This is a genomic window from Limibacter armeniacum, from assembly GCF_036880985.1.
GTDB classification, from domain to species: Bacteria; Bacteroidota; Bacteroidia; order Cytophagales; family Flammeovirgaceae; genus Limibacter; species Limibacter armeniacum.
Window position 1 is genome coordinate 2,742,428 of the sequence record NZ_JBAJNO010000009.1, and the last position, 26,295, is coordinate 2,768,722.

General features: G+C 40.0%; 20 protein-coding genes. 17 read left to right on the forward strand and 3 right to left on the reverse strand.

All coding sequences use genetic code 11. The annotated features are described in order from the left end of the window. Window positions 1-42: 42 nt before the first annotated feature. From V6R21_RS29200 to V6R21_RS29240, 9 genes are all read left to right on the forward strand, one after another. Entirely contained in the window at window positions 43-690 is a 648-nt protein-coding gene (locus V6R21_RS29200; RefSeq protein WP_334247036.1) for a carboxypeptidase-like regulatory domain-containing protein, read from the forward strand. 204 nt (window positions 691-894) lie between these two features. Further along, a complete protein-coding gene (locus V6R21_RS29205; RefSeq protein WP_334247037.1) occupies window positions 895-1,923 on the forward strand; it encodes a rod shape-determining protein in 1,029 nt (342 codons plus the stop codon). Between the two features lie 204 nt (window positions 1,924-2,127). Further along, window positions 2,128-3,000, forward strand: a complete 873-nt coding sequence (mreC, locus tag V6R21_RS29210; RefSeq protein ID WP_334247038.1) for a rod shape-determining protein MreC — start codon at window positions 2,128-2,130, stop codon at window positions 2,998-3,000. 47 nt (window positions 3,001-3,047) lie between these two features. Beyond that, entirely contained in the window at window positions 3,048-3,572 is a 525-nt protein-coding gene (locus V6R21_RS29215; protein WP_334247039.1) for a Rod shape-determining protein MreD, read from the forward strand. A 119-nt stretch (window positions 3,573-3,691) separates the two neighbouring features. Continuing rightward, a complete protein-coding gene (locus tag V6R21_RS29220; protein WP_334247040.1) occupies window positions 3,692-4,564 on the forward strand; it encodes an aldose 1-epimerase family protein in 873 nt (290 codons plus the stop codon). Between the two features lie 259 nt (window positions 4,565-4,823). Then, window positions 4,824-5,342 (forward strand): MarR family winged helix-turn-helix transcriptional regulator, encoded by a 519-nt coding sequence (locus V6R21_RS29225; RefSeq protein WP_334247041.1) that lies wholly within the window; start codon window positions 4,824-4,826, stop codon window positions 5,340-5,342. Between the two features lie 95 nt (window positions 5,343-5,437). Further along, complete coding sequence (locus V6R21_RS29230) at window positions 5,438-7,846, forward strand: 3-hydroxyacyl-CoA dehydrogenase/enoyl-CoA hydratase family protein (protein ID WP_334247042.1); 2,409 nt, start codon at window positions 5,438-5,440, stop codon at window positions 7,844-7,846. A gap of 28 nt (window positions 7,847-7,874) precedes the next feature. Continuing rightward, window positions 7,875-8,237: a four helix bundle protein gene (locus tag V6R21_RS29235; RefSeq protein ID WP_334247043.1), complete on the forward strand. Its 363-nt coding sequence runs from the start codon at window positions 7,875-7,877 to the stop codon at window positions 8,235-8,237. 69 nt (window positions 8,238-8,306) lie between these two features. Then, window positions 8,307-9,485 carry an acetyl-CoA C-acyltransferase gene (locus V6R21_RS29240; RefSeq protein ID WP_334247044.1) on the forward strand — a complete coding sequence of 393 codons (1,179 nt, stop codon included), beginning with the start codon at window positions 8,307-8,309 and terminating at the stop codon, window positions 9,483-9,485. A 78-nt stretch (window positions 9,486-9,563) separates the two neighbouring features. Here V6R21_RS29240 and V6R21_RS29245 read toward each other — a convergent pair whose 3' ends face one another. The 3 genes from V6R21_RS29245 to V6R21_RS29255 form a co-directional block, all read right to left on the reverse strand. Then, the gene (locus V6R21_RS29245) at window positions 9,564-11,147 is read right to left on the reverse strand and encodes an NAD(P)-binding domain-containing protein (protein WP_334247045.1); all 1,584 of its coding nucleotides are present in this window, start codon (window positions 11,145-11,147) and stop codon (window positions 9,564-9,566) included. 250 nt (window positions 11,148-11,397) lie between these two features. Beyond that, a complete protein-coding gene (locus V6R21_RS29250; protein WP_334247046.1) occupies window positions 11,398-12,003 on the reverse strand; it encodes a DUF1684 domain-containing protein in 606 nt (201 codons plus the stop codon). Between the two features lie 118 nt (window positions 12,004-12,121). Beyond that, a complete protein-coding gene (locus tag V6R21_RS29255) occupies window positions 12,122-12,334 on the reverse strand; it encodes a hypothetical protein (protein ID WP_334247047.1) in 213 nt (70 codons plus the stop codon). A gap of 329 nt (window positions 12,335-12,663) precedes the next feature. On the opposite strand from V6R21_RS29255, the gene V6R21_RS29260 reads away from it, so the two are divergent. The 8 genes from V6R21_RS29260 (at window position 12,664) to V6R21_RS29295 (ending at window position 26,292) form a co-directional block, all read left to right on the forward strand. After that, window positions 12,664-13,038: a DUF423 domain-containing protein gene (locus tag V6R21_RS29260; RefSeq protein WP_334247048.1), complete on the forward strand. Its 375-nt coding sequence runs from the start codon at window positions 12,664-12,666 to the stop codon at window positions 13,036-13,038. A gap of 102 nt (window positions 13,039-13,140) precedes the next feature. Beyond that, the gene (locus V6R21_RS29265; protein WP_334247049.1) at window positions 13,141-17,310 is read left to right on the forward strand and encodes an AAA family ATPase; all 4,170 of its coding nucleotides are present in this window, start codon (window positions 13,141-13,143) and stop codon (window positions 17,308-17,310) included. A gap of 35 nt (window positions 17,311-17,345) precedes the next feature. Then, complete coding sequence (locus tag V6R21_RS29270) at window positions 17,346-17,999, forward strand: response regulator transcription factor (protein WP_334247050.1); 654 nt, start codon at window positions 17,346-17,348, stop codon at window positions 17,997-17,999. Window positions 18,000-18,245: 246 nt separating this feature from the next. Further along, on the forward strand, window positions 18,246-19,109 hold the full coding sequence (locus tag V6R21_RS29275; RefSeq protein WP_334247051.1) for an N-acetylglucosamine kinase: 864 nt from the start codon (window positions 18,246-18,248) through the stop codon (window positions 19,107-19,109). 65 nt (window positions 19,110-19,174) lie between these two features. Continuing rightward, a complete protein-coding gene (locus tag V6R21_RS29280; RefSeq protein WP_334247052.1) occupies window positions 19,175-19,651 on the forward strand; it encodes a GNAT family N-acetyltransferase in 477 nt (158 codons plus the stop codon). 78 nt (window positions 19,652-19,729) lie between these two features. After that, window positions 19,730-21,031 (forward strand): MFS transporter, encoded by a 1,302-nt coding sequence (locus V6R21_RS29285; protein WP_334247053.1) that lies wholly within the window; start codon window positions 19,730-19,732, stop codon window positions 21,029-21,031. A gap of 66 nt (window positions 21,032-21,097) precedes the next feature. Then, complete coding sequence (locus V6R21_RS29290) at window positions 21,098-22,798, forward strand: glycoside hydrolase family 3 protein (protein ID WP_334247054.1); 1,701 nt, start codon at window positions 21,098-21,100, stop codon at window positions 22,796-22,798. Window positions 22,799-23,247: 449 nt separating this feature from the next. Further along, a complete protein-coding gene (locus V6R21_RS29295; protein ID WP_334247055.1) occupies window positions 23,248-26,292 on the forward strand; it encodes a SusC/RagA family TonB-linked outer membrane protein in 3,045 nt (1,014 codons plus the stop codon). Window positions 26,293-26,295: the final 3 nt, after the last annotated feature.

Here is a 26,295-nt window from a genome sequence, read left to right on the forward strand (position 1 = left end):
GAGGATAGCGAAAGGAGTATTTTTCCTTTGTAAATTACAAATATGATAACTAAGAATATACCATTAAAAAATATAATATTTCTGAGCCTGCTACTTACCTGTTTATTACCCTTAACTGTATTAGCTCAAGGTGAAAGAAGAACACTTCAACTATCAGGAATTGTTGTAGATGGAGCCGAAGATTATGGCGTTCCTGGTGTAAGTGTCTTTATTAAAGGAGCCAATAAAGGTGTAGCAACCAACGCAGTTGGTTTTTTTACATTACCAACTATTGCTGGTGATACGGTTGTAATCAGAGCGGTAGGTTATGAACAACAACAACTTGTAGTCCCTGATAAAGGAGAAGAATTAGGGATGACAATTCTAGTAGATTTACAGTCCGACACTACTTTACTACCCTTGGTAGAGGTCTTTCCATATCCAACAAAAGAACTTTTTGAAGAAGCATTTATGGCTTTAGGGGAGCATAGAGATGAAAGGATTGAAAATATGGAACGGAATTTGAATGAAAGAGCGCTGTATAATATGGCTATGTCCTTGCCAATGGATGGAGCTGCCAATTACAGAAACTTCATCAACCAACGGGCTAATGCACAAGCCAACAAATTTATGGCATCGCCTTCTAACCCGTTGTTAAATCCATTTGCTTGGGCAGAATTTATTCGATCTTTGAAGAAAAAGAAAAAATAGAGGAGTATTAGCATTTACATTGTGAACAATGTCGCAGGACAAACGGGAAGTTACTTCGACTTACTACGGCAAGCTTGCATCTGACTAAGGTGGAAGCTTTTTTATTATCTTAGAATAAAAATATTAATATTTATATAAGAAAGTTTGAATATTTCAAGTTTATACAATATATAGGCTAGAAACATTATCTATAACCTGAATAAAATGGGCCTCTTCGATTTTTTTACTTCTGAACTCGCTATCGATTTGGGAACTGCCAACACGCTGATTCTAAACAAGGACCAGATCGTGGTGGAAGAACCTTCTATTATTGCGCTTGACAGAGCTACCGGAAAAGTGATCGCGATCGGTAAGCAGGCAATGCAGATGCATGAGAAAACGCATGATAACATCAAGACAATCCGTCCATTGAAAGATGGTGTGATTGCTGATTTCCATGCTGCCGAGCAGATGATCAGAGCGATGATCAAAATGTCAAAAGTGAACAATAAGTTCTTTGCTACCTCACACCGAATGGTTATATGTATACCTTCAGGTATTACAGAGGTGGAGAAGAGAGCGGTTCGAGATTCAGCGGAACACGCTGGTGCTAAAGAAGTATTTATGATTCCAGAACCTGTTGCAGCTGCAATCGGTATCGGTATCGAAATTGATGAGCCTATGGGTTCAATGGTTGTAGATATTGGAGGTGGAACAACCGAAATTGCTATTATAGCCCTTTCTGGTATTGTCTGTGATGAGTCTATTCGTATTGCAGGTGATATATTTAACCGAGATATTCTTGATTATATGCGTAGGCAACACAACCTGTTGATAGGTGAGCGTACAGCCGAAATGATCAAGATTCAAACAGGAGCAGCCGTGACCGAGTTGGATGGTGACGCACCTGCTGACTTTGAGGTAAGAGGAAGAGACTTGGTTACAGGTATTCCAAAAATCATTAGTGTATCTTATCAGGAAGTAGCTTTTGCCTTGGATAAGTCATTAGCCAAAATTGAGGATGCAGTACTGAAAGCCCTAGAGACAGCGCCACCTGAGTTGGCTGGCGATATCTATGATAGAGGTATTCACCTGACGGGTGGTGGAGCTCTGTTAAGAGGGTTGGATAAAAGAATTTCATTGAAGACAAAGCTACCTGTACATGTAGCAGAAGATCCTTTGAGAGCTGTGGTAAGAGGTACAGGCATTGCACTGAAACATATTGATCAATACAAACCTATTCTTATGCAGTAACCTTTACTACTTTAAGAGGAAAACAAATAGATAATGTATTGAGAAAAGGTCAGAGAATTGAATAGCTGGAAGTCAAGGATTTTTTGACGGTAAAGCGTTCAGCCTTCTGACCTTTTATTATATTTGAGCACTTTCTAATAATTAGAAGGATCAACCAAAAGAAAACATTTAGCAAGTTTTTGGGCGCGGATAACAGGAAGAGAAATGCAGGAATTATTTGCTTTTATATACCGATTCAGGGTTATGCTAGTTTTTGTGCTGTTAGAGGGGCTCTGTACAGTACTGATCATTAACAACAACAGCTACCAGAGGGCGGTATTTTTTACTTCAGCTAACCGAGTTGTAGGAGGGTTATTCCAGACAACTACCAATGTGAAAGAGTATTTTACATTGAGAGAGGTTAATACAGAACTGATGGATGAAAATGCCAGACTCAGACGTTTGCTTTCAGACCTGAACGAACATAATACAATGGCTGCTTTGGAAAAGGACAGCTTGCTTGTAACGGACAGTTTGTTTGTAAAAGCTGATGATTCGTTGAATACAGTAGAAAACTTTGATTTTATCCCAGCTGAGATTATCAATAACTCAGTATTGAGGACTAATAACTATATCACAATTAACCGTGGTCGTAAAGACGGGGTAAGACCTGGAATGGGTATTATTACTTCGGATGGGGTTGTTGGACAGGTAAAGGCCGCTTCTAACCATTTTGCGACTTGCTACTCTATTTTGCATTCCAGCATGGCAGTTTCTGCTCAAGTGAAGAAAAATGGGGCGTTGTGTACGACTATTTGGAATGCTGAACAACCTGATAAGGCAGATGTGAAGTATGTTGCTCGCCATTTGGATGTGGTAGAGGGTGATACAATCATTACATCAGGTTATAATGCGGTCTATCCTGAAGGTATAGTAGTAGGTGTTGTGAGTAAAGTGGAAAAACTACCTTCAGAACGTTTTCTTCAGGTAGAAATGAAGCTTTCGGTTGATTTCACTAAGCTTTCTTATGTGTATGTGGTGAACTCACTTTTCAGGAATGAAAAAGATTCTCTTGAAGAGGAGAGCATGGTAGAGTAAGTGAAAACGTTGAATTATTTATCAAGACCTTTTTAAGTTAAAAATATATGGGAAATACAGCGATTGCAAAGCTGGTAGTAAGGTTCTTCCTTTATGTGTTGTTACAAGGGGTATTATTAAGAAATGCGTCCTTGTTTGATTATGCACTTTGCTATCCTTATGTATCTTACCTGATTTTGTTGCCATTCAGTTTTAGCCCGTTGGGCAGTTTGCTGTTAGGTTTTGCTTTGGGTATTTCTGTGGATATTTTCTATGACACGCTAGGTATTCATGCAGCAGCTTGTGTGTTAATGGCATTTGCGAGAATTCAGTTACTGAATGTATTGAGTCCTAGTGGAGGTTTTGAAGCCAATATGTCTCCGACTATTGCCTCAATGGGTTTTAACTGGTTTGTCTCCTTCAGTGCAGCCTTGATCGCAATTCATCATATATCATTATTCTTGATTGATGCTAGCAATATGTCAAAAGTAGGGGGAGCTTTGTTACAGTCATTGGCAAGTGGAGCATTTACCTTGGTAATGGTTGTGGCAATTCAGTACCTGTTTTTCCCGTCAAAAAGAAAGTTATTCTGATCAAATCCATGTAGCAGAAATGATAAGGCAGGAAGCAAGAAGTTTTTCTTTATTGCTTCCTGCCTTCTTTTTTGGAGCATGTTTATATTTAGGTAAAAGTAAGGACCAATTACATGTAAATGATGAGCTATACAATTGAAAATGGAGAGTTAAAAGCCATAATTAATACAAAAGGTGCTGAGCTTAGCAGCCTTAAAGATGAAGATGGTAAAGAATATATTTGGCATGGAGACCCTGAGCATTGGGGTAGACATTCACCTGTACTTTTTCCAATTGTCGGAAAGTTAAAAGACAATACTTTTATAGTAGATGGAGTGTCATATCAGATGTCGCAGCATGGTTTTGCGAGAGATATGGACTTTGAGTTGATCAAGCAGGAAAAAGGGAGTTTACTGTTTGAGCTTCAAAGCAACAGTGAGACTTTAAAGCTTTATCCATTTGAGTTTGTATTGAGAATAGGTTACACGCTTAAAGGAAAGAGTTTGGAAGTAAGCTATCAAGTAAGTAACCCAAGCGACAAAGAGCTGTTCTTTTCAATAGGTGCGCACCCTGCGTTTAACTGTCCAATTGAAAAGGGAACGCAGCGTGATGATTACTTCCTGAAGTTTGACAAGAAAATATCTGCTGACATATGCTTAATAGAAGGAGGCTTGCAGAATGGTAAAAAGGTAGAGCTTTTGGATAATCAAGGCAGTTTATGGATAAAAGACGATCTATTCAAGCGTGATGCGTTGGTATTTAAGCAGTTTCCAAGCAGTAAAGTAAGTTTGGCTGATGAAAACCTAAATCCGTACGTGACAGTAGACTTCAAAGGATTCCCATACTTAGGTATTTGGTCACCTTCAGAAGAGGCTCCTTTTGTTTGTATAGAGCCATGGTTTGGTATCGCAGACCATCAGAAAACTACGCAGATTCTTCAAGATAAAGAAGGTATAATGAGCCTTGAACCGGATGAGAAGTTCAAAGCATCTTATTGGATTACCATCAATTAAAATCCTCAGATTCATCATAATTCAACGCCGCTTTTCTGAAAAGAGCGGCGTTTTTTTGTCTAGGCCTGAAGGATTTCTTGTTAAAGCCAAATATTAACTTGATCAATTGTTATATAAGTATAATGATATAATGTGATTTGTATTAATACTGAAATTATCAATCAATATAATTTTTATATTTGTTATGCATGCATAACAATTTTTTATATATTTGGACAGCACAACACAAGTATAATTACCAGAAACACTAGCAGGACGCATGGAAGAATTTAAGAAGAGTACAGACAAGAGACATTTGTCTGTAGACTTTAGTATCAAGGCGACCTGGCTTGCGATATCAAAGATGTATAACCTGTTGGGGTCAAATTATGACATAACCCATTCAACAGGTTTTGTATTGCTGAATATCGATAAAGACCATGGGACCCCTGCCACTAAAATTGCTCCTCTAATGGGAATGGAGGCAAGAAGCTTAACGCGGATGCTGAAGACTATGGAGGAGAAGGGCTTTATAGAGCGGGTAGCTGATCCAGGTGACCGTCGTAAAGTGATTATTAAACTAACTGAACTCGGACAACGCAAAAGAGAAATGTCCAAACAGACTGTTAAGGTGTTTTTGAATCGCGTTTATTCTGTGATTACACAAGAGGAACTGGAAGTGTTTTTTGGTGTAATGGATAAGATTCATGATGTGATCAACGACCCTGAAAACGGTATGTTGGAAGAAATCAAGGAACGCCTTGAGGATATGGGTATTACCGAAGACAATGCCCACTAAGCATGTATTTTTTGAAGAAAGCATTTCAGCCAATATGAAGTGACCAAAAAAATGGCTGATTGCCTAACACAATAAATAACCAATAAACTCCAAAAATGAAAAACAGAACTATCAAGAAGGTAGCCGTATTGGGCTCTGGCGTGATGGGTTCCCGCATCGCATGCCACTTTGCCAATATCGGAGTGGAAGTTGTTCTGCTGGACATTGTGCCAAGAGAACTAACGGAAAAAGAGCAGAAAGCTGGTCTGACACTGGAGCACAAAAGTGTTAGAAACCGCATTGTAAATGACGCACTGACTACAGCAATCAAATCAAAACCATCTCCGGTATTTGATAAGAAAGTAGCTGGCCTAATTACGACAGGTAACTTTGATGATGACATGAAGCGCATCTCAGAGTGTGATTGGGTAATTGAGGTAGTAGTTGAAAAACTTGAGATCAAGAAGATTGTATTTGAGCAAGTGGAGAAATTCCGTAAGCCAGGTACACTGATTACTTCCAATACTTCAGGTATTCCAATGAAGTTTATGGTAGAAGGTAGAAGTGATGACTTCCGTAAGCATTTCTGTGGTTCGCACTTCTTCAACCCTCCACGTTACCTGAGATTATTGGAAATCATCCCAGCACCAGAAACAGATCCTGAAATCGTTGATTTCTTGATGCACTACGGTGATAAGTTCTTGGGAAAAGAAACGGTACTTTGTAAAGATACTCCTGCATTTATAGCTAACCGTATTGGTGTTTATTCTATGATGTCTGCTATGAAAGTAGTAGAAGAAATGGGATTAACAGTAGGGGAAGTTGACAAACTGACAGGTCCTGTATTGGGTCGTCCTAAGTCTGCTACTTTCCGTACGACAGACGTAGTTGGTTTGGATACGATGGTAAACGTAGCCAACAACCTGTATGCGGGCTTACCAGAAGACGAGTCAAGAGATGCCTTTAAGTTGCCAGGTATCGTAAAAGAAGTTTACGACAAAGGCTGGTGGGGAGATAAGTCCAAACAAGGTTACTACAAAAAGTCTAAAGACGAGAATGGTAAGAAAGTAATCTTGGAGCTGGACCTTAAAACCATGGAATATGGTGACAAGACAAGAGCCAAGTTCAAGGCACTTGAGGCAACTAAGGAAATAGATAACCTGAAAAAGAGAATTCCTGTACTGGTTAACTTTGAGGATAAGGCAGGGGAATTCTACCGCAAAACATTCTACGACGTATTCCGTTATTGCTCGAATCGTATTCCTGAGATTTCAGATGAAACTTACCGATTGGATCAGGCTGTATGTGCTGGTTTTGGTTGGGAAATTGGACCATTTGAAACTTGGGATTTACTAGGCGTAAAAGAGACAGTAGCTAAAATGGAAGCTGCTGATCAAAAGCCTGCGGAATGGGTTTACGAAATGCTTGAGTCAGGAGCAGAAAACTTCTATAAATCTGAAAATGGAAAACGCCTTTATTACGATATCTCATCTAAATCATATAAAGTAATTCCAGGAACAGAAGACCTGATCTTATTGGACAGCTTGCGTGCTACCAATGTAGTTTGGGGAAATGCTGGCGCTACTCTGTTTGATATCGGAGATGGTGTATTGAATCTTGAGTTCCATTCAAAAATGAACTCATTAGGTCCTGAAGTTATCGAAGGTATCCATACAGCAATCTCAAAAGCAGAGGAAGAAGGCTGGAATGGTCTGGTAATCGGTAACGAAGGACAGCAGTTCTCAGCTGGTGCTAACCTTGCCATGCTATTTATGTATGCAGGTGAGCAAGAGTGGGATGAGGTAAACATGATGATTGCTCAGTTCCAAAAAACGATGATGAGAGCAAGATACTCATCTATCCCAGTAGTAGCTGCAACATCAGGTCTGGCACTTGGTGGTGGCTGTGAGCTTTCAATGCACTGTGATGCTATTCAAGCACATGCAGAAACTTATATGGGACTGGTAGAAGTTGGCGTAGGTCTGATTCCTGCTGGTGGCGGTACAAAAGAACTGACACTTAGAGTATCGGATTCGTACAAAAACGGAGACGTTGAGTTTAACGCCTTGCAAGATGCATTCATGGCGATCGCGACAGCAAAGGTTGCAACTTCCGCAAATGAAATGCGTGAGATGCGTTTCATGAATGATATCTCTGAAGTGACATTGAACCGTAGTCGCCTGATTGCTGATGCGAAGCGTAAAGTACTTGAGCTACAGGCGGCAGGTTACCAGCAGCAAGCTGAGCGTAAAGATATCAAGGTTCAAGGTAGAGCAGGCATGGCATTGTTCGAGGCAGGTGTAACCGGTATGCAATACGGGCATTGGGCTTCAGAACACGATGCGAAAATTGCTCGTAAACTGAACTATGTGATGAATGGTGGTGACTTGTCACAGCCTACATTGGTTTCAGAGCAGTATCTGTTGGATTTGGAAAGAGAGGCATTCCTGTCACTTTGTGGTGAGAAGAAAACACTCGAAAGAATTCACAGCATCTTGTTCAAAGGGAAGCCGCTAAGAAACTAGAAGCTGGAACCTAGAGTCTAGAAACTAGATGAAACACAATTTCAAAAACTTGTTGGTTTGGCAGAAATCAATGGATTTGGTAACAGAAGTGTATCAGCTGACCAGGAATTTCCCAGAAAGCGAACGCTATAACTTGGTTTCTCAAATCAACCGTTCAGCCGTTTCAGTTCCTTCCAATATTGCGGAAGGTTCTGGAAGAAATACCAACAAAGATTTCGCTAGATTTCTAGGTAATGCTTTAGGTTCTTTATATGAGCTGGAAACTCAACTCATCTTGGCAGAAAGATTAAAGTTTATATCTCAAGAAGATTCAACTATCCTGATGCCTAAGGTGAATGAGATACAAAGAATGCTCAACAAGTTTACACAAAGTATAAATTCAAAAAGTTGAATTGAAAGTTAGCAGGTTGGCAAAGTCTAGTTTCTAGCTTCTGACTTCTAACTTCTAAAAAATAAAACTATGGAAGCTTATATCGTAGCAGGCTACCGTTCGGCGGTAGGCAGAGCGAAAAAAGGCGGATTCCGTTTCACTCGTCCGGATGACCTTGCCGCTGACGTAATCAAGCATCTGGTAGCTTCAGTGCCAGGCTTGGATCCAAAAAGAATAGATGACCTGATTGTGGGTAACGCAATCCCTGAAGCAGAGCAAGGTATGCAGATGGGACGTATGATCTCACTGCTGGCTTTTCCTGGAATAATCGATGTTCCTGGTGTGACAGTTAACCGCTATTGTGGTTCAGGTGTGGAGACAATCTCTATGGCAACTGCTAAAATTAAGGCAGGGATGGCTGATTGTATCATCGCAGGTGGTACGGAGTCTATGTCATTGGTTCCGATGATGGGCTATAAAACTGCTCTGAACTGGAAAATAGCAAGCGAAACACCTCAGTATTACTTGAGCATGGGTCTGACTGCTGAAGAAGTAGCTAAGGACTATGGTATTACACGTGAGGAAGCAGATACTTTTGCTGTGCAGTCACATGACAGGGCAATTGCAGCGATTCAGGCAGGTAAGTTCAAGGATGAGATTGTTCCAATTACTGTGGAAGAAACTTATCTGGATGAGAATAATAAGAAAAAGACTCGCAGCTACGTGGTTGATACTGATGAGGGACCACGTAAGTCAACTGTAGAAGGTTTGTCAGGATTAAGAGCAGCCTTCAAAAACGGTGGACAGGTAACAGCGGGTAACTCTTCTCAAACTTCTGATGGTGCTGCCTTCGTAATGGTCATGTCTGAAAGAATGGTGAAGGAGCTGAACCTTGAACCAATTGCGAGAATGGTGACATATGCAGCAGCAGGTGTTGACCCTCGTATTATGGGTATTGGACCAGTTGCAGCTATTCCAAAAGCACTGAAGCAAGCAGGTCTGTCTATGAACCAGATCGAGCAGTTTGAATTGAATGAGGCATTTGCAGCACAATCATTAGCAGTATTGAAGGAATTAGATATTGATCCTTCAATTGTTAACGTGAATGGTGGTGCTATTGCATTAGGACACCCACTAGGATGTACAGGTGCGAAACTGTCTGTTCAGTTGTTCAATGAAATGAGACGAAGAAACCAGAAATACGGAATGGTTACTGCCTGTGTAGGTGGTGGTCAAGGTGTAGCTGGTATCTACGAACTTCTGAAGTAATAATTCAGAATAACCTATAAACTATAAAGCCCTGATCCTTCAAATGGACAGGGCTTTTTCATTATATCAGTTTCAGTTTTATACAATAGGGTTGGATACTTTTTCATCAAGTAAACTAACCAGCTGAATTAGAGATGGATCATTCAATGATTCTGCTACCATCCTTAAACCACCAATTTCTTCAGGGCTTAACGGAGATGTGAAGTTATTGCCAAATGCCTTGATAGCTTGTTCATATTCTTTCAGTGCTCCATCAATCTTTCCATGTCCTTCAATACGGAATTGTTGCGGAATCAGTGGTCCGAAGAGAAATGCTTTAGCTAAGTGAGGATACTGTTCCAAATTAGGGGCAGCACCAATTTCTTGGGCAAAAAGCAGCGCCATATCATGAAAAGCTGTATTAACCCGAATTTTTAATAACTCTCTATTAGTAATGATAAACTGTTCCATTTCTTCTTTCGAAGGAAGTGACAGAAGACCTTTCCAGATCATACTGATCCAACGTCCCTGTAGTTCAAGTACAGGAAAGTAAGGACCTATTTGACCAAACTGTCCTGTAAATGCCATGTTTGGCAAAGAAGGATGAAAGGTATATTGATAGAGATCAATAAAGTCAGGGTTAGCATTAAGCGTCTTGAGTGTTTTATCATCAAGAAAAGGCAGGTGTATATCATACCCTGTAGCAAGTATTAGCACATCAATAGTCTCTTCGCTACCATCATCAAAAACAACGGTATTCCCTTTTATGTGAGATACATTTGGACGTGGAAGTATCTTTCCTTCTGATACATAATTGAGATAGTATTGGCATAAGGAGACATCTGCTTCCAAAATGTTTTCAGATGGAGTGGGTGCTCCATACTGATTTGGATGGCCACAGTGTTTTATGATAAGATCTTTCAATCCTTGGGCAGCGGCTTCTGGAGGAAGTACTTTTCCAATCAATGAGGCAAACCTTGAGAAAGCAGCACAATCTGCAGGTATACCTGCTAGGGTTTTGGTAATGTAGTAGCGAGGTTTTCTACAGGAAGAAAATACAGTAATACTTGGATCTGTTGCCATTTCGCTTGCGATCTCTGGTCCACTGATACTATTGCCAATAACTAAGACCCGTTTATTTTGAAATGGTTGATTGTCTTTGTAGTCAAACGAATGGATAATCTCTCCTGTAAATGAGTCTAATCCATTCAGGTTTGGAAATTTAGGTTTGTTGTACCTTCCGGAAGCTACAACTACATAGTCAAATACTTCTTCTTCTACTTGTCCATCTTGTAAACTAGCTACTTGATACTTACCATTCTCAAGAGTCGAAACCTGTTGTACTTTACAGTTCAGCCTTATATAAGGTGTAAGCTTGAAATGAGTTGCATAAAGGGTAAGGTATTCCAGTATTTGATTGTGTTTTGGAAACATGGGAATTCCCTCTTTATGAGGGAAGTCTGAAAAGCATAACGTCAACCAGCTGGTATTTGTCCGGAGACTATTCCATACTCCACTGTGAGGCGCTTTTGCATTCCATTGCCCTCCAATATGGCTACTTAGTTCCATAATAATAGGAGTAAAGCCTTCTTCCAGGAGTGATTTTGCTGTAGTAAGTCCAGATGGACCACCACCGATTATAGCAACTTTGGGAGGAGTGTTACCAACATTTTTCATTCTCATTTGGGTTATTTTGATAGTTATAAATGTTGAGTTAAAACGATTTGTGTAGCCTGAGTTAGTAAAGGTTAATTACGAGGGTAAAATGATTTTATAATAGAAAACCTGTTTTTATTAGGTAGGACTACTACAGATCGTAAGATAAAATAGAGGATAATAATGGTAGATAAAAGTGAAAGCGCTGTATTCTGTGGAGAAAGGAAGGAAAACAGAAGGTCAATGCTTGAAATGGTAGACCTTCTGTTTAAGGGAATTAATGGTGTTTGTATTTCTTGACACCAACAGGAATGGCAATGTCCAAATGATTTTCCTTTGGAGGAATTGGACAAGAATAACGACCACTATAAGCACAGTAAGGGTTGTAAGCTTGGTTGAAGTCAATAGTGACTTCATTACCCTCAGGAATTCTTAAATCCAAAAACCTGCCACCACCATAACTTTCTTCACCATTAGTTAAGTCTGTGAAAGGAAGGAACAAATAGTCCTTGTATTCTTCTTTAGTCATTAACCCATAGCTCTGATAGATAGGAAGCATTAGTAGCTTGCCGTCAATTTCGAAATGTAATTCTCCATACTGGCGGTAAATAGGTTTACGGTCAGTAGTGGTAGCCATCTTAAAAGGCTTGGTGAATTCAGTTCTGACAAGTTTGGCTTTTACCCGATATTTCAAGTCAACAGGAAAGAACTCCAACTCTTTGAAGCTTTTGAGATCTTCTTTGGTAAGAGGACTTTCCTCAGGATTGGCAAACTCCTCATTCAAATGTTTTTGAAAAGCCTTAATTTCCTCTTCTGGTGTTTGTTGTACTAAGGCAGTGATGCTAGCAAGTAGCAGCAGAAATGTTGTAAGTAGTTTAGTCATTAGTAAGTAAGTGTTGAAGAATGTAAAACACAAGTCTGTAAAAATATACAATATAGAAATCAAGAGAAACAAAAAAGCCTCAGTTCTTAATAACCAAGGCTTGAGTTGAAGAGGTGAATTACCCTTCTAATAACATCTTTTCAATTACCCAGAAGGAAGCAGCAATACCACTTAAAAATGTGATGCTCCACCTGATAGGTTTTTCCCAATGATTAAAGAGTAGGTTCAATGTTTTAAAGATTGATGCCAGCACTAAAAGGACTTGTTGGGTGCTTAAGCTGAGGCAAAGGATAAACAGGCATAGACAGCCATGGAATAGGTGATCGTTCATTGCTTAGTTTGGTTTAAGTCAGGTTGTTTGAGTGAATTGGTATCAGTTGCTCTGGGTAGTCGTTAGGGCATTGGTTGTCAGGCTAGGAGCAATGGGTTGTAGTGCAGTAATACGTCAATTGCTCCTGATTGGTTTGACATAGGCTACTACAGAATTCTTAATAATTGCTGACCATTTTTATGCCAATTATTGCTTTCGTATAACACTGATAAAAAGTTAATAAGCTTTTATGTCAGTTGTTTTCTTCTTGCTTAAAAAAGAGGATAGTACAGGTCAATGAAAAAGTATAACTTTGGGTATTGTGATTTGTAACTTAAAAAGTAAATACGATGCAAAAGAAAATACTGATGAGTGGGGCACTGCTAGGTGCTTTAGCTGTAGGGATAGGGGCATTTGGGGCGCATGGACTGAAACCCTTATTGACTGAATATGGTAGACTTGATACATTTGAAACAGGGGTAAAGTACCATTTCTATCATTCGTTGGCGCTGATTCTGATTGGGCTTTTACAGTTTCACATTAAAAGTAAAAAACTGGAATGGGCTGGAATATTGATGATAGCGGGCATTTTCATTTTTTCAGGTAGCTTATATGTATTGTGCTTGACCAATATTGGGATTTTAGGAGCAATAACTCCAATTGGTGGTGTAGGGTTTATTGTTGGATGGCTTATGCTATTATTTGCTGTGAGTAAGGAACTATAAAGTCATTTAGCTCATTTTGATATAGATGCATTTAGAAATTTTAGATTTTAAGTGAAAAAATTTGTACAATGCATTGATATCAAATGTATTTAATACAAGTAAATGAGCTGGAATAGGGAAGGAGGCAATCATAGGTTCAGACGCACAGAAGCGCTGACAACATTGCAAGCCACTTACAAACACTTTAGGTTAAATCCTGCGCAAAATGCAGGGATCATTTTGGTTAGAGGTGATAAAGGAACAGGCAAAAGCAGGTTGGTAAACCAGTTTGCTGATGACTTGCTTTCTGATCACCATAGCGATTGGCATGTTATTCATAAAGTGAATAATGTCTTCAACCAAAATATCCCTTATTATGCCCTGAAATCCTTTGTTGCTACTTTTACTAATGACTTCCTTTCCAATGCCTCTTCCAAGGAACTAGCAGAATTAAGAAAAGAGCTTCGTGAAAGACTTGGTGCTGGTTTCTTTCTTTTGGTAAGTTATGTGCCTGAGCTTGGAGTACTGATGGATAAGCATGGGGAAGAATCACTGGGGATGCCTTCGCATGTCAGTACCGAAAATCAGCTACCGGATCTTTTTCTCTTGTATATTGAAGCAATTCTTTCTGTACGTGAGCAGCCTGTATTACTGATAGAAGACGATTTCCATTACATTGATATTTCCAGCCTTTACCTTTTCAAACATATTATTCATCACCTTGGTGTTGGTAAATTTCTGATAGCAGCTGTTTGTGACCGTGATAGGGAGATTTCTTACTCTGCCTTGTCGCAGTTTTTGGAGGAGTTGCGTCGTCAGGATGGTGTCTATGAAGAGATAGAGTTACACCCTCTCATCCAAGAAGAAGTCAAGACCTTCGCTGAACAATGGTTTGGGGAAGGAGTTGTCAGTGAACCACTTGTTGAGTTGTTCTATACCCTGACTCAAGGTTATATACATCAATTAGACAACCTTTTACCTCAATTACTGAAGAGTAATATTGTATGGCTTGAAAATGGGCTTTGGCATGCAGACAGACATGCTGCAAAAGCTTACTTAAAGAAGCATATCAATAAACCTTCTCTCCTTAAACTCTTCGAGACACTCTCAGAAGATACAAAACGACTTTTGTTATTGATGTCCTGTATGGGGCGCTTCAGTTTGAAAGTACTGAGTGAGTACCTTCAGACTAGCAAGGAGGATGTGAGGTCTATGCTGAAAATATCAGTCAGTAAAGGCATCTTATCTCAGGATAGTGATAAATTTCACTTTACAGAAGCCAACTATGGAGACATTTTTTACCGAAGTATGCCAGAGGCGCAGCGTAATGAACTCCATTACTTTGTAGGTCATGCATATTTGAAGAGGGGAATTGAGCAGTTGACTTTTACACAATTCATATTTGCTTTAGAGCAGTTGAACAAGTCAGCGATGCTGTCCATGAAGAAGGGAGAGACAGAGCTGTTAGCATCATTGAACCTGAGAGCAGGAGATATTGCCCGCAGTAATGATGCCTTTATGATGGCAATGGACTTTTATGAGCAGGGGTTGTCATTGTTGACTTGGTCTAAGGAGCAAAATCAAGAGTTGTCTTATAAGCTAGAGTTGGCAAAGGCGCTGTGTGAGTATTATTTAGGAAATCACGACTTGGCAGAAGTGGACCTAGATAATTTGCTTAGTAAAGTCACGGAGCAAGCTCAACGGATGACTATCTATAAGCAAAAAATCACCATCAATATTCACCTTGGTAGGCTAAGTCAGGCAAGGGGCATATTGGGTTTGGCTTTGGCTGAGTTGGGAGTAAGGCTGCCTGTCTCGGTGGAAGAGGTATCAACTCAAGTGGCTGAAGAGAAAGCTACTTTTAGAAACTTTCTCTCCAAAAATGAGCCAATAGATGTTTTGTTGTTACCTCCTGTTCGTCCACTTACCGAACAGGAAACCTACTTGCTGGAGCTGTTGCATACAGGAGGTATTGCCTTGCATTATACTTCTACTCGTTTGATGATGCTTCAGTGTTTGAAGATTATTAATGTCTCACAGGCTTCTACACCCAACCGTATTACGGCATTAGCTTATGCTACTTATGGTCGAATGCTGATAGCCTCTTTGGAAGATATTGAATTGGGGTATCAACTGGGGAAGATAGCAGTTGGGTTGAATGATAAACTGGAGGACTTTTCCTTGAGAGGACGGGTGTATGGGGTATATGCCTTTTATATTCATGGATGGAAACACCATTTGAGGGAAAGTATTCCAATGCTTGAAAAGGGTTGGGAGGCAAGTATCAAATCAGGTGATATGTATGGGGCATATATCCTCAGTACCCACATCTTGAATGTGCAACTAATATATGGACATCAGTTAGAGCACTTGCAGGCATTTGGTGCAGATAGTGATGCTTCAGCAAATGGGTTTACTTCTTATATTCCGGAGTATCAGAAGGTATTGGTAAACCTACTCAGAGGGGAAATGTCAACTTTTTATCTTCCAGAGAAGATGAATAACCCACTTTCTGTCCGCTACAATTTGCATGAGGAGCTTTTTTACAGGCATTATGTGACAGGGCGTTATGCATATCACTTTGGTTTTTATGATTGGGCAGTAACCGAGCTGGAAGAAGCACATCACTATAGCACCATTCAAGAAGGATCATTATTATATCCTGAGGTGATATTTTACCTGAGCCTTTCAATACTTTCAAATCTGGTCAATTACGATGAAGAAAAAAGGCAAAGTTGTTTGGCACAACTGGATCAGTATGTAGCGTTATTCAAAGTTTGGGAAGAACACGCCCAAGAGAACTTCTCGCATAAATATTGGCTGATTCAAGCTGAGTTGATGGCATTTAGGGGAGACGAAAAAGCAGGAGAAGCTTTTGAAAAGGCAATTGCCTTTGCGGTTAAGTTTGACTTTGCTCATGTGCAGGCAATGGCTCATGAACATTACCTACGTTGGTTACTGAAGCGTGGAGCAGCTAAAGAGGTATTGCAATATCATTATACATTGTCAGCAGAGTGCTTTCGGGCATGGGGAGCTGTAGCGCTCGAAAGGCAGTTACATAGGCAGTTTGGTTTTCTGGATAAGCAGGGTGTCATGCCATTGCGTTCGGAGAACCTAATGGAAGAAGCCCAGTACCTGTTGGGGAACAGCTTGAATTTGAGAATGCTGATTCGTAGGATGCTAAAGATGTTCTTGGAAACATCAGGTGCCTATCGGTGTGTATTGCTTCAGCAGGATGATGAAAGCTTGAAAGTAATAGGAGAAGGAAGGTTCCCAGATAATTATCTCAAGTACTTTGAAGAAGGCTTGCCTTTAGAAGAAGTCAGTTTGGAGCGGGCTGCTGTTATGTATGCTTTCAGAAGGAAAGAAACACTCAATACGGATTTGAATAAAGAGATCATGCAAGTTAGTAAAGGGCTATTGTCGGTTTTCTGTAGTCCATTTCAAATGCCAGATGGAAGTATGGTGTTACTTTATTTGGAGAATAAATATGTCAACAACCTGTTTGATGACCGGAAGAGTGCCAATTTGGGTATGGTTGGCAAAATTGGAGTGCTTAACCTGCATAATGCGATTGTCCACGAAGAAGCGATCCGTTTGAATGAGGCTTTGCGTAAGGAAGTAGCAGAAAAGGAGCGGTTAAATAAGGCAATTGAGTTTCAAAAGAATGAGCATATTGAGCAAATAATCCTGACACAGGAAAATGAGCGCAAGCGGATAGCGGAGGATCTTCATGATAGTGTAGGCGGAATGCTTTCATCTGTTCGGATGCAGTTCAAGAACTTCAGTAACCGAATAGAAGGCAAAGGTGCGGAAAAGTATGCGGGAGCAATAGACTTGCTGGACCGAACCTGTGAAGAGGTAAGAAGGCTCTCACATAATATGATGCCAGGAGCACTTACCAAGTTTGGTTTGGTACCAGCACTGCAAGATATGGCTGAGCAAGTGATGGAGGCTACCCAAATCAAAATCAATGTTTATACTTGGGGAATGGATGATGAGCGATTGGATAGCAAGAAGGAGGTTGCACTTTACCGTATCTGTCAAGAATTGTTACAGAATATGGTTAAGCATGCAAAAGCCACCAAGGCGGATATTCAGCTGATGCGCCATGAAAATGCTTTGAACCTAATGTTTGAGGATAATGGAGTTGGGTTTGACATGAGTACGAAGAAGAAAGGAATAGGGCTGGAAAATATAGCCTCAAGAGTAAACTCAATGAAAGGAACACTCAACGTGGACAGCTTTCCTGAAAGGGGAACGACATTTATAATCGATATACCATTGGTATAAGCCAAACTAGTGTATAACTGCATAAAACGACAGAGATGACTGACAATTACAAAACTATCAAGGTAATGATTGCGGATGATCACCGCATGTTTATTCAGGGCTTAAGGTCTTTGCTGGAAGAGGAAGTGTCTATTGAAATAGTGGGAGAAGCATACAATGGCAAGCATACCTTGGATCAGGTCGGAAAAACGGATTTCGATGTACTGATTGTAGATATTAGCATGCCTGATATGGACGGTATCGAAGTAACCCGAAAGGCTTTGGAAATAAAGCCTGATATCAAGATCTTAGGACTTTCAATGCATAATGAGAAGCGATTTATTTCTAACTTGCTAAAAACCGGTGCTTTGGGGTATGTCTTGAAAAATACGGACAAGGAGGAGCTGGTTTATGCCATCAATCAAACCTTTAATGGAGAAAACTACCTTAGCGATGACGCCTCCAAGACACTGGTTAACTCATTTATAAAGACCAGAAGTAAAGAATACTTGAATGATTCACTTTCGGAAAGAGAGATGGACGTACTCAAGGACATTGCTAATGGATATACTACTCAGCAGATTGCCGAAAGACTTTTTATCAGCAAGAATACAGTAGAAACCCATCGAAAGAATTTATTGTTGAAAATGAAGGCAAAGAATACTGCGGAGCTGGTGAATGTCGCTTTTAAAGAAGGTATAATCAACTAACTTACTGTGACAGAAAAAAAGGGGATTTTTGAAATCACTTTTTTCAGTGATCATTTGCTATCTGATTATACAAATCTTTGTAATGCAGAGTGACATCGCACGGCAAGAGTAAAAGAATACTTTTTTACTTACTGAAAGATGAATGGTTTGTGACAAGGAAAAAGATGGGTAGCACTGCCGGAGTTATGTTCACAAGAGAGTGAATCAATCACAAACCAATAGACAACTTGTATAATTTAATAGCTTATGATGCTGATAGCAGACAGCGGTTCAACCAAAACAGATTGGGTATGTGTGGATAAAGGAAAGGTGGTTATGAACTACAAAACCTGTGGACTTAACCCATACTTCCTGTCTTTAGATGAAATGGTAGCGCTGATTCAAAAGGAATTGCTGGCTGGTGGCAATGTGGATACTCCCGAAGCTATTCACTTTTATGGAGCAGGGTGTGGAGCGAAGGAAAAAGAACTACTGGTTCATAGTGCCTTACAGCAAGCTATTCCACAGGCTCGATATATTGAGGTATCTGGAGATATGCTGGGTGCCGCAAGAAGTTTGTTTGGAATGACAGATGGCATTGCTTGTATCTTGGGTACGGGCGCCAATTCGTGTGTATATAAAGAAGGTAAGATCATTTCCAATGTACCTTCATTAGGATATATTCTGGCTGATTGGGGCAGTGGAGCTGTATTGGGTAAGGATTTGGTTGCAGCACTACTTCAAGAGCAACTTCCCAGCGAAGTGTTGGAAGACTTCTATGATACCTATCAGATGACACGTCCATATATTCTGGATCGTGTTTACCGCTCACCTATGCCAAACAGGTTCTTGGCATCTTTTGTACCATTTCTACTGAAGCATCAGGCACATCCAATTCTTCAGGCATTGATTAGAGACAACTTCTCCCGCTTTTTTGATTACTATGTATTACAATACAAAGAAGCAGGCGAAGGACTTGAAGTAAGATGTGTGGGCTCTGTTGCTTATTATTTTCAGGATCTTTTCCGTCAAGTAGCAGATGAGAAAGGAATTAATTTGGCAGGAGTAGAGCAGACACCTATCCAAAGTCTTGTCAGGTATCATGGTGTACAATCTAAGCAGGTCAGCTAATGGATCGAGTGCTGGCCTGTTACACTACAGTGATATTATTTCAAGTCGATAACTTTGTATAAACTATGGATATGCTGGTTAGGCTTTATGACCTTCCTTCAGAAGGAAATCGCCTATCTCTAAAAGCAACACTTCAAGCAGAAGGAATTGAAGTAAGAAGGGCTATTGCTCCGGAAATGCACTTGGTGGTAGAGTGGGTCAACAAGAATTTCAACCCTCATTGGGGGAGTGAAGTTATGGCAGCTTTTGCTAATAATCCAACTACATGCCTGATTGCCATTGAAAAGGGAGAAATACAGGGCTTCGCTTGTTATGAGGCGACAGCTAAAGCTTTTTTTGGACCAACAGGTGTTTCTGAAAAAGCAAGAGGTAAAGGAATAGGCAAGCTTTTGCTGTTGGAAGCTTTAAATGGGTTGAAAGCATTAGGTTATGCATATGGCATTATTGGAGGGGTTGGTCCTGTTGAGTTTTACCAAAAAGCAGTAGGGGCAATACTGATAGAAGGATCGACACCAGGGATTTATAAAAACATGCTACGATAGATACTACTAAACCAGCAAAATTTAGCTACTTTCTGACCATTCAGAGCCATGTAGCGTACAGAACTACACAAAACAGACATGATTGAAACAAAAATACCGAAGCAAAAAGCTTCCACTAACCTAAACCCATGGTCATGGGTACCTTCCTTATACTTCATTCAGGGGATTCCTTACATCGTAGTAATGAGTGTTGCTGTAACGATGTACAAGACCCTTAATATTTCCAATACTGAGATAGCACTTTATACTTCTTGGCTGTATTTGCCTTGGGTCATTAAACCCCTTTGGAGCCCAATGGTTGATGTGTTACGTACCAAACGTTGGTGGACATGGACAATGCAGTTGTTAATAGGAGGAGCTTTTGCGGGTGTAGCTTTTACCTTGCCAATGGATAGCTTCTTTCAATATTCCTTGGCTATGCTTTGGTTAGTCGCATTTAGTTCTGCTACACATGATATTGCTGCGGATGGTTTTTATATGTTAGGGTTGAGGGATGATCAACAGGCATTTTTTGTAGGAATCAGAAGTACCTTTTATCGTTTAGCCATGTTGACAGGTCAAGGAGCTGTAGTGTATATAGCAGGTACATTAGCTACTAATATGGGAGATAACTTCATTCAGGCTTGGGCTTTAACTTTTGGTGGAATAGCAGTTGTTTTAATTGGTTTTAGTTTATATCACGCATGGATATTACCTAAGCCTGAGAAAGAAGAGGTTGAGCAGAAAAATATAGCTCAGGTGATGAGTGAGTTTGGAGACACTTTTATCAGCTTCTTTCAAAAACCTGGTGTTTGGATCGGTGTAGCATTTATACTATTGTATCGCTTGGGAGAAGCACAGTTGGTAAAGTTAGCTACACCATTTCTTTTGGATGAAAGAGCTGTGGGTGGCTTAGAAATTACAGCTCAAGAACAAGGTATTATTTATGGAACGGTAGGAGTGGCATTTTTGACTGCAGGGGGGATTCTTGGAGGATATATGGTTTCTCAAAAAGGACTCAAATTTTGGCTTTGGTGGATGTTATTGTCCTTAAACTTACCAAATGGTCTCTATATCTTGTTGTCGCTGTTTCAACCTGAAAGCCTTTATATAATTGGAGCTGCTGTTGCAATAGAACAATTCTTCTATGGATTTGGCTTTACAGCCTTGATGATGTATATGATCTACATTTCAGATGGAGAGCATAAAACAGCGCATTATGCTTTGTGTACTGGTTTTATGGCATTAGGCATGATGCTTCCTGGAATGGCGAGTGGATGGATACAAGAGGCGGTAGGTTATACAAGCTTTTTCACCATTGTCTTGGTATTGGCCTTGCCGGGATTTGTAGTAGCTAGATATGTTAAAGTAGATCCAGCTTTTGGTCGAAAAGATAAATAACGATAATAACAAGGCTGTCATCAATGGCAGCCTTTTTAGTATACTAACTAAATGCTTTCAATCGCAATGAAGCAACCACCATTTTTAAGATACTACAATAGCGAATGGGTAAGCAGTATCCTTTCCAATATGACTTTGGAAGAGAAAATAGGACAACTGTTTCAAGTCGCTGCTTTTTCCAACAGAGATAAGACTCATGAGGATCATATCCTTGAATTGATACGTAACTATCATTTAGGAGGTGTGACCTTTTTTCAGGATAACCCCGAAAAGCAAGCAGAGCTGACAAACCTTTATCAGGACCATTCCAAGGTTCCAATGTTTATCAATATTGATGCAGAATGGGGTTTGGCAATGCGCCTTAAAAATACAGTTCAGTTCCCTTACCAAATGGCTTTGGGAGCAATAAAAGATGACCAATTAATCTACCAAATGGCATCCAAGATTGGAGAGCACTGTAAAAGGTTAGGCATTCATAGTGCTTTAGCGCCTGTTGTGGATGTCAATAACAATCCCGAAAACCCTGTGATCAACTATCGGTCATTTGGGGAAAACAAGAAAAAGGTAGCGGCAAAAGGAATTGCTTATATGAAAGGCCTACAGGATAATCAGATTCTGGATAATGCCAAACACTTCCCAGGACATGGTGATACTGCTGTAGATTCACATTTGGCGCTGCCTGAGCTATTACACAGTAATGAAAGGCTACATTCGCTGGAACTGTACCCATTTAAGAAAATGATGGCTGAAGGCTTAAGCAGCGTTATGACAGCTCATTTGAGTATTCCTGCTTGGGACGACCGTGTCAATATGCCAGCAACGCTTTCTCAGAAAATATCGGATGAACTATTGAGAAAAGAGTTGGGGTTTGAAGGGTTGGCAATTACAGATGCATTGGATATGAAAGGCATAACCAATCATTATACAGCTGGTATTGCAGATAAGATGGCAATTTTGGCAGGGAATGATATCATAACCAACAGTGAAAGTGTACCGAATGGTGTAGCTGAAATCAAGGCAGCCTTAGAGCGTGGAGAGATGTCTGAAGAATTGCTGGATCATAAGGTAAGGCGTATTTTGGCAATGAAACAATGGGTTGGCTTGGATAAGTATAAGCCGATCCAATTGGAAGGCCTGTTGGAGGACTTGAATGATCAGGACTCTGTAGAGCTTAACAAAGTATTGGCTGAAGCTTCTCTTACATTGCTAAAAAATGAAGGAGGTATTTTGCCGTTAGCTGCAGAACAGAAAGTGGCTTGTTTGCATATCAGTAATTCAGGTGTTACGGTGTCTGCTCGTGATCAGCTTGCACATCACTTGCAAGATATGGAAGCCAAAAAAGTGCAGAACAAATTTGCTGACTATATGCAGGAATATGGAAACACAGACCATTTCTATTGGGAAGCAGAAGAAGGGAAAGAAGCACTTGAAGCCATAGCTGAAAAACTTGAGGCTTATCACACTGTAGTGATAAGTATACATGGTGTCAATATCAAGCCCTTCAACTATTTTGATATACCTATGGAGGCTATCCCTGTCATAGAAAAATTGGCAGAAGTACAGGATGTGGTATTTGTTTTATTGGGCAATGCATATGCACTGAATGTTTTTCAGGGAATTGAAAAGGCTAAAGCAATTATTGTTACTTATCAGGAGAGTGAATATACACAGGAAACGGCTGCAAGGTTAATTGCAAAAGGATTTGAGACCAGTGGGACACTACCGGTTACCATTAATGAACATTATAGGGAAGGTGCAGGTCTGTAAATATGGTTGTCCATTAAATCTGGCTAAAAGCCCGATAGTACAAAAAGTGCTATCGGGCTTTTTTTGTGTCTAACAATGAGTTTAACTCTTATGTGTTTTAATTAAATGTCAATTATACATATAATTTGATTCTTTAATAAAGTTCTTGTCTTAGAAATACTTAAGGACGTGATACCAATTAAATAATGTTGAGTGATTAGTGTTATGGGTAATTTCAATGATGGTTTTATTTTTCAATTGATAAATGTGTTACTAATGTTTTTAATAATAGTGTTTGTTGTACGCTTAATTAAATGAAGATACATTTCATGGTTTTCGGGGATGTGTTAATGGTGGTTAACGAGCAATTTGTCACTTGAAAGGTTATTACAAACTCAAGCGGTATGGTCAAAGGGAACATTTACACAGCTTAAAACCATACGAATTTACCTAAAACAAAATCATATAATATGAAAATGAGAAAAGCTACTCTGTTTGTGTTGCTGCTATCTCTATGGAGCATGGCAGCTTGGGCACAGGAGCGAAGCATTTCTGGTGTTATCAAAGATGCATCAGATGGAAGTCCGGTGATTGGTGCGAACGTACTGATTAAGGGAACCACAAAGGGAACTATTACGGACTTCGATGGAAAATTTAAGCTCAATGTGCCGAGTGGAACCCAGGTACTGACAGTAACTTTTGTTGGTTATAAGCAGCAAGAGGTACAGTTAGGAAACAAATCAATTATTGAGGTTTTTATGGAGCTGGATGCAGAACAGCTTGAAGAAGTGGTAGTTACTGCATTTGGTGTAAAACAAGAGAAGAAATCGTTGAACTATGCAGTACAGGAAGTAAATGCAGCTGAACTAGCAGAGTCTCAACAGAGTAATATGGTCAATGCCCTTCAGGGTAAAGTGGCAGGTGTACAGATTACTTCTTCAGGTGGTATGCCAGGTGCTTCTTCCCAAATCCTGATCCGTGGTGCTAATTCCCTGTCAGGTAACAACCAACCTCTGTTTGTCATTGATGGTATTCCAGTAGACAACTCATCTAATGATGGTGGTGTTAACCGTGCAGCAGATATTAACTCTGCTGATATTGAAAGTATGACTATCCTAAAAGGTCCCGCAGCTGCGGCGCTTTACGGTATGGATGGTGCTAATGGTGCTATTATTATCACTACTAAAAGTGGTAAGGCAGGCAAAACCATGGTCTCTTTCAATAGTACTGTAGCGATCGATCAGGTAGGTAAGTTACCGGAACAGCAAAACATGTTTACAAGAGGTAGTAGCGGACTGGTGAATAGTGGAACTACTTATATGTGGGGACCAATGCTAAGACCAGATGAAATGACTTATAATAACGCCGATGCCTTTTTCAAAACAGGTGTTACCTATAACAATAACATTTCAGTTTCAGGAGGTAATGAGAAAACAAACTTTTACCTATCGGCAAACCATATTGCACAAGAAGGTATTGTACCAGAAACAGATTACGCTAAGACAAGTGTCTTGTTGAAAGGCAGTAATAAGATTCGAGATAATCTGACTGTTGGAGGTTCTGTTAACTATATTTTGACAGATAATACCAGAGGGGATATCGGTTATTCGGGAGGTTGGTTGCAAAGCTTGATGGTGTGGCCTACAACGGATGACATGAGTGTTTACCAGTTGCCGAATGGAGAGAAGAGATGGCTGTACCCAAGTCTCGTTGATTTGGAGAAAATGGTAGCTAATCAGTCTGATAACCCTTTTTGGAGATCATACAATAATCCAGTAGAGGATCAGACAAGCCGTATAATTGCCAACGCAAACCTGAACTGGAAGCCAATAGACAATCTTTCAGTTACTTATAGACTTGGACGTGATGAATATAGTTATGAGTATGCTAGAACGATATCTTACCTTTCATCTTCTTATATGCGAGGGCAAATGGAGAGAAAGATGTTACAGCGTTCGATTACAACGTCTACTCTGACTGCACAGTATGAGCAGAAATTTGCACAAGACTTTAGGTTAAATGTATTGGTAGGACATAACCTAGAGCTCTATAAGAGTAACTCATCTAGAATGCAGGCAAGTAACTTTATCAACCCAGAACTGGCTTCAATCAACAATACAAATATCGAAGATCAAGTAGCTGAGCAAGGAATTAGAAGAAGAAACAGAATGGGTGTTTTTGGAGACTTGAAGCTTGACTATAAAGGTATTGCTTATTTAGGAGCTACAGCTCGTAACGATTGGAGTTCTACCTTACCTGAAGCGAATAGGTCATTCTTCTACCCAGCAGTATCAGCCGGCTTCGTATTTGGAGAGTTGATACCTGATAATCCAATCCTTACTTATGGTAAAGTACATGCTAGTTATGCAGAGGTAGGTAAGGATGCCCCAATCCAAATGCTTTACCCTAGGCTAAATAACTATGCTGGTGTAGGTGGTGGATTTATTAACTACCACACAGCAGGTAACCCTAACCTGAAACCTGAAAGAACAAGGTCTAAAGAAATTGGCTTTGATATGGCATTCCTTAATGGTCGTGTGCGTCTAGAAGGTGCTTATTACGATCAAACATCTGTTGATCAGATTATTACAGCAAGGATCTCACCAGTAACAGGTTACATTATTCAGACATTTAATGGAGGTACTGTACAAAATACAGGTTATGAGTTAATGCTTGATGCGACAGTGTTTGAGCAGCGTGACTTTTCTTGGAACTCAAATGTGAACTTCTCTACATCAGAATCACAACTGATTGACTTGCCAAGTTTTGTGTCTGAATTCCCAGTGTCACAGGCTCAAGTAATGGGTACAGCAGCGATTGGATCCTCAATTAGAGAAGAGCCACTTTTCGGTGTTTCAGGTACAGATTATATGAGAGCTGAAGATGGTCGAGTAATGATCAATGAAGATGGCTACCCGATAGTTGATACAGAGAAACGTAATATCGGTGATCGTATGCCTAAGTACCTTATAGGTTGGACCAATACATTCAAGTACAAGGATGTGTCGCTATCTTTCTTGTGGGACTTCCGTGTAGGGGGAGATATTATGAATGCTACTCGTTATTCAATGCTGGCTTACGGACAAGACAAGATGCTGGAAGAGTATAGAAGAGAAGGGTTTGTGTTTGATGGTGTAATGGTTACAGAAAGAGATGAAGAAGGTAACCCTGTTTCTTTTGAGGAAAACACGAAAGAGGTAGTCTTGAATCAGGAGTTCTTCAATGATTACAGAACAGTAGGAACCAACTTTATGGAAGAAGTTAACTGGGCGCGTCTACGTTATGTAACCCTAACTTATAATCTACCAAAACAGTGGTTAAGTAAAGTTGGTGTCAAGAATGTACAACTGACAGCGACAGGACGTAACCTTCTGCTCTTTACCAATTACTCAGGAGGCGATCCAGAGGTGAACTCAACAGGTTCAGGTACAGGAGGTGTAGGTACAATGGGTATTGACTACTATCCTGTTCCATTGACTAAAGGACTGACATTTGGACTGAATGCAAAATTCTAAAGC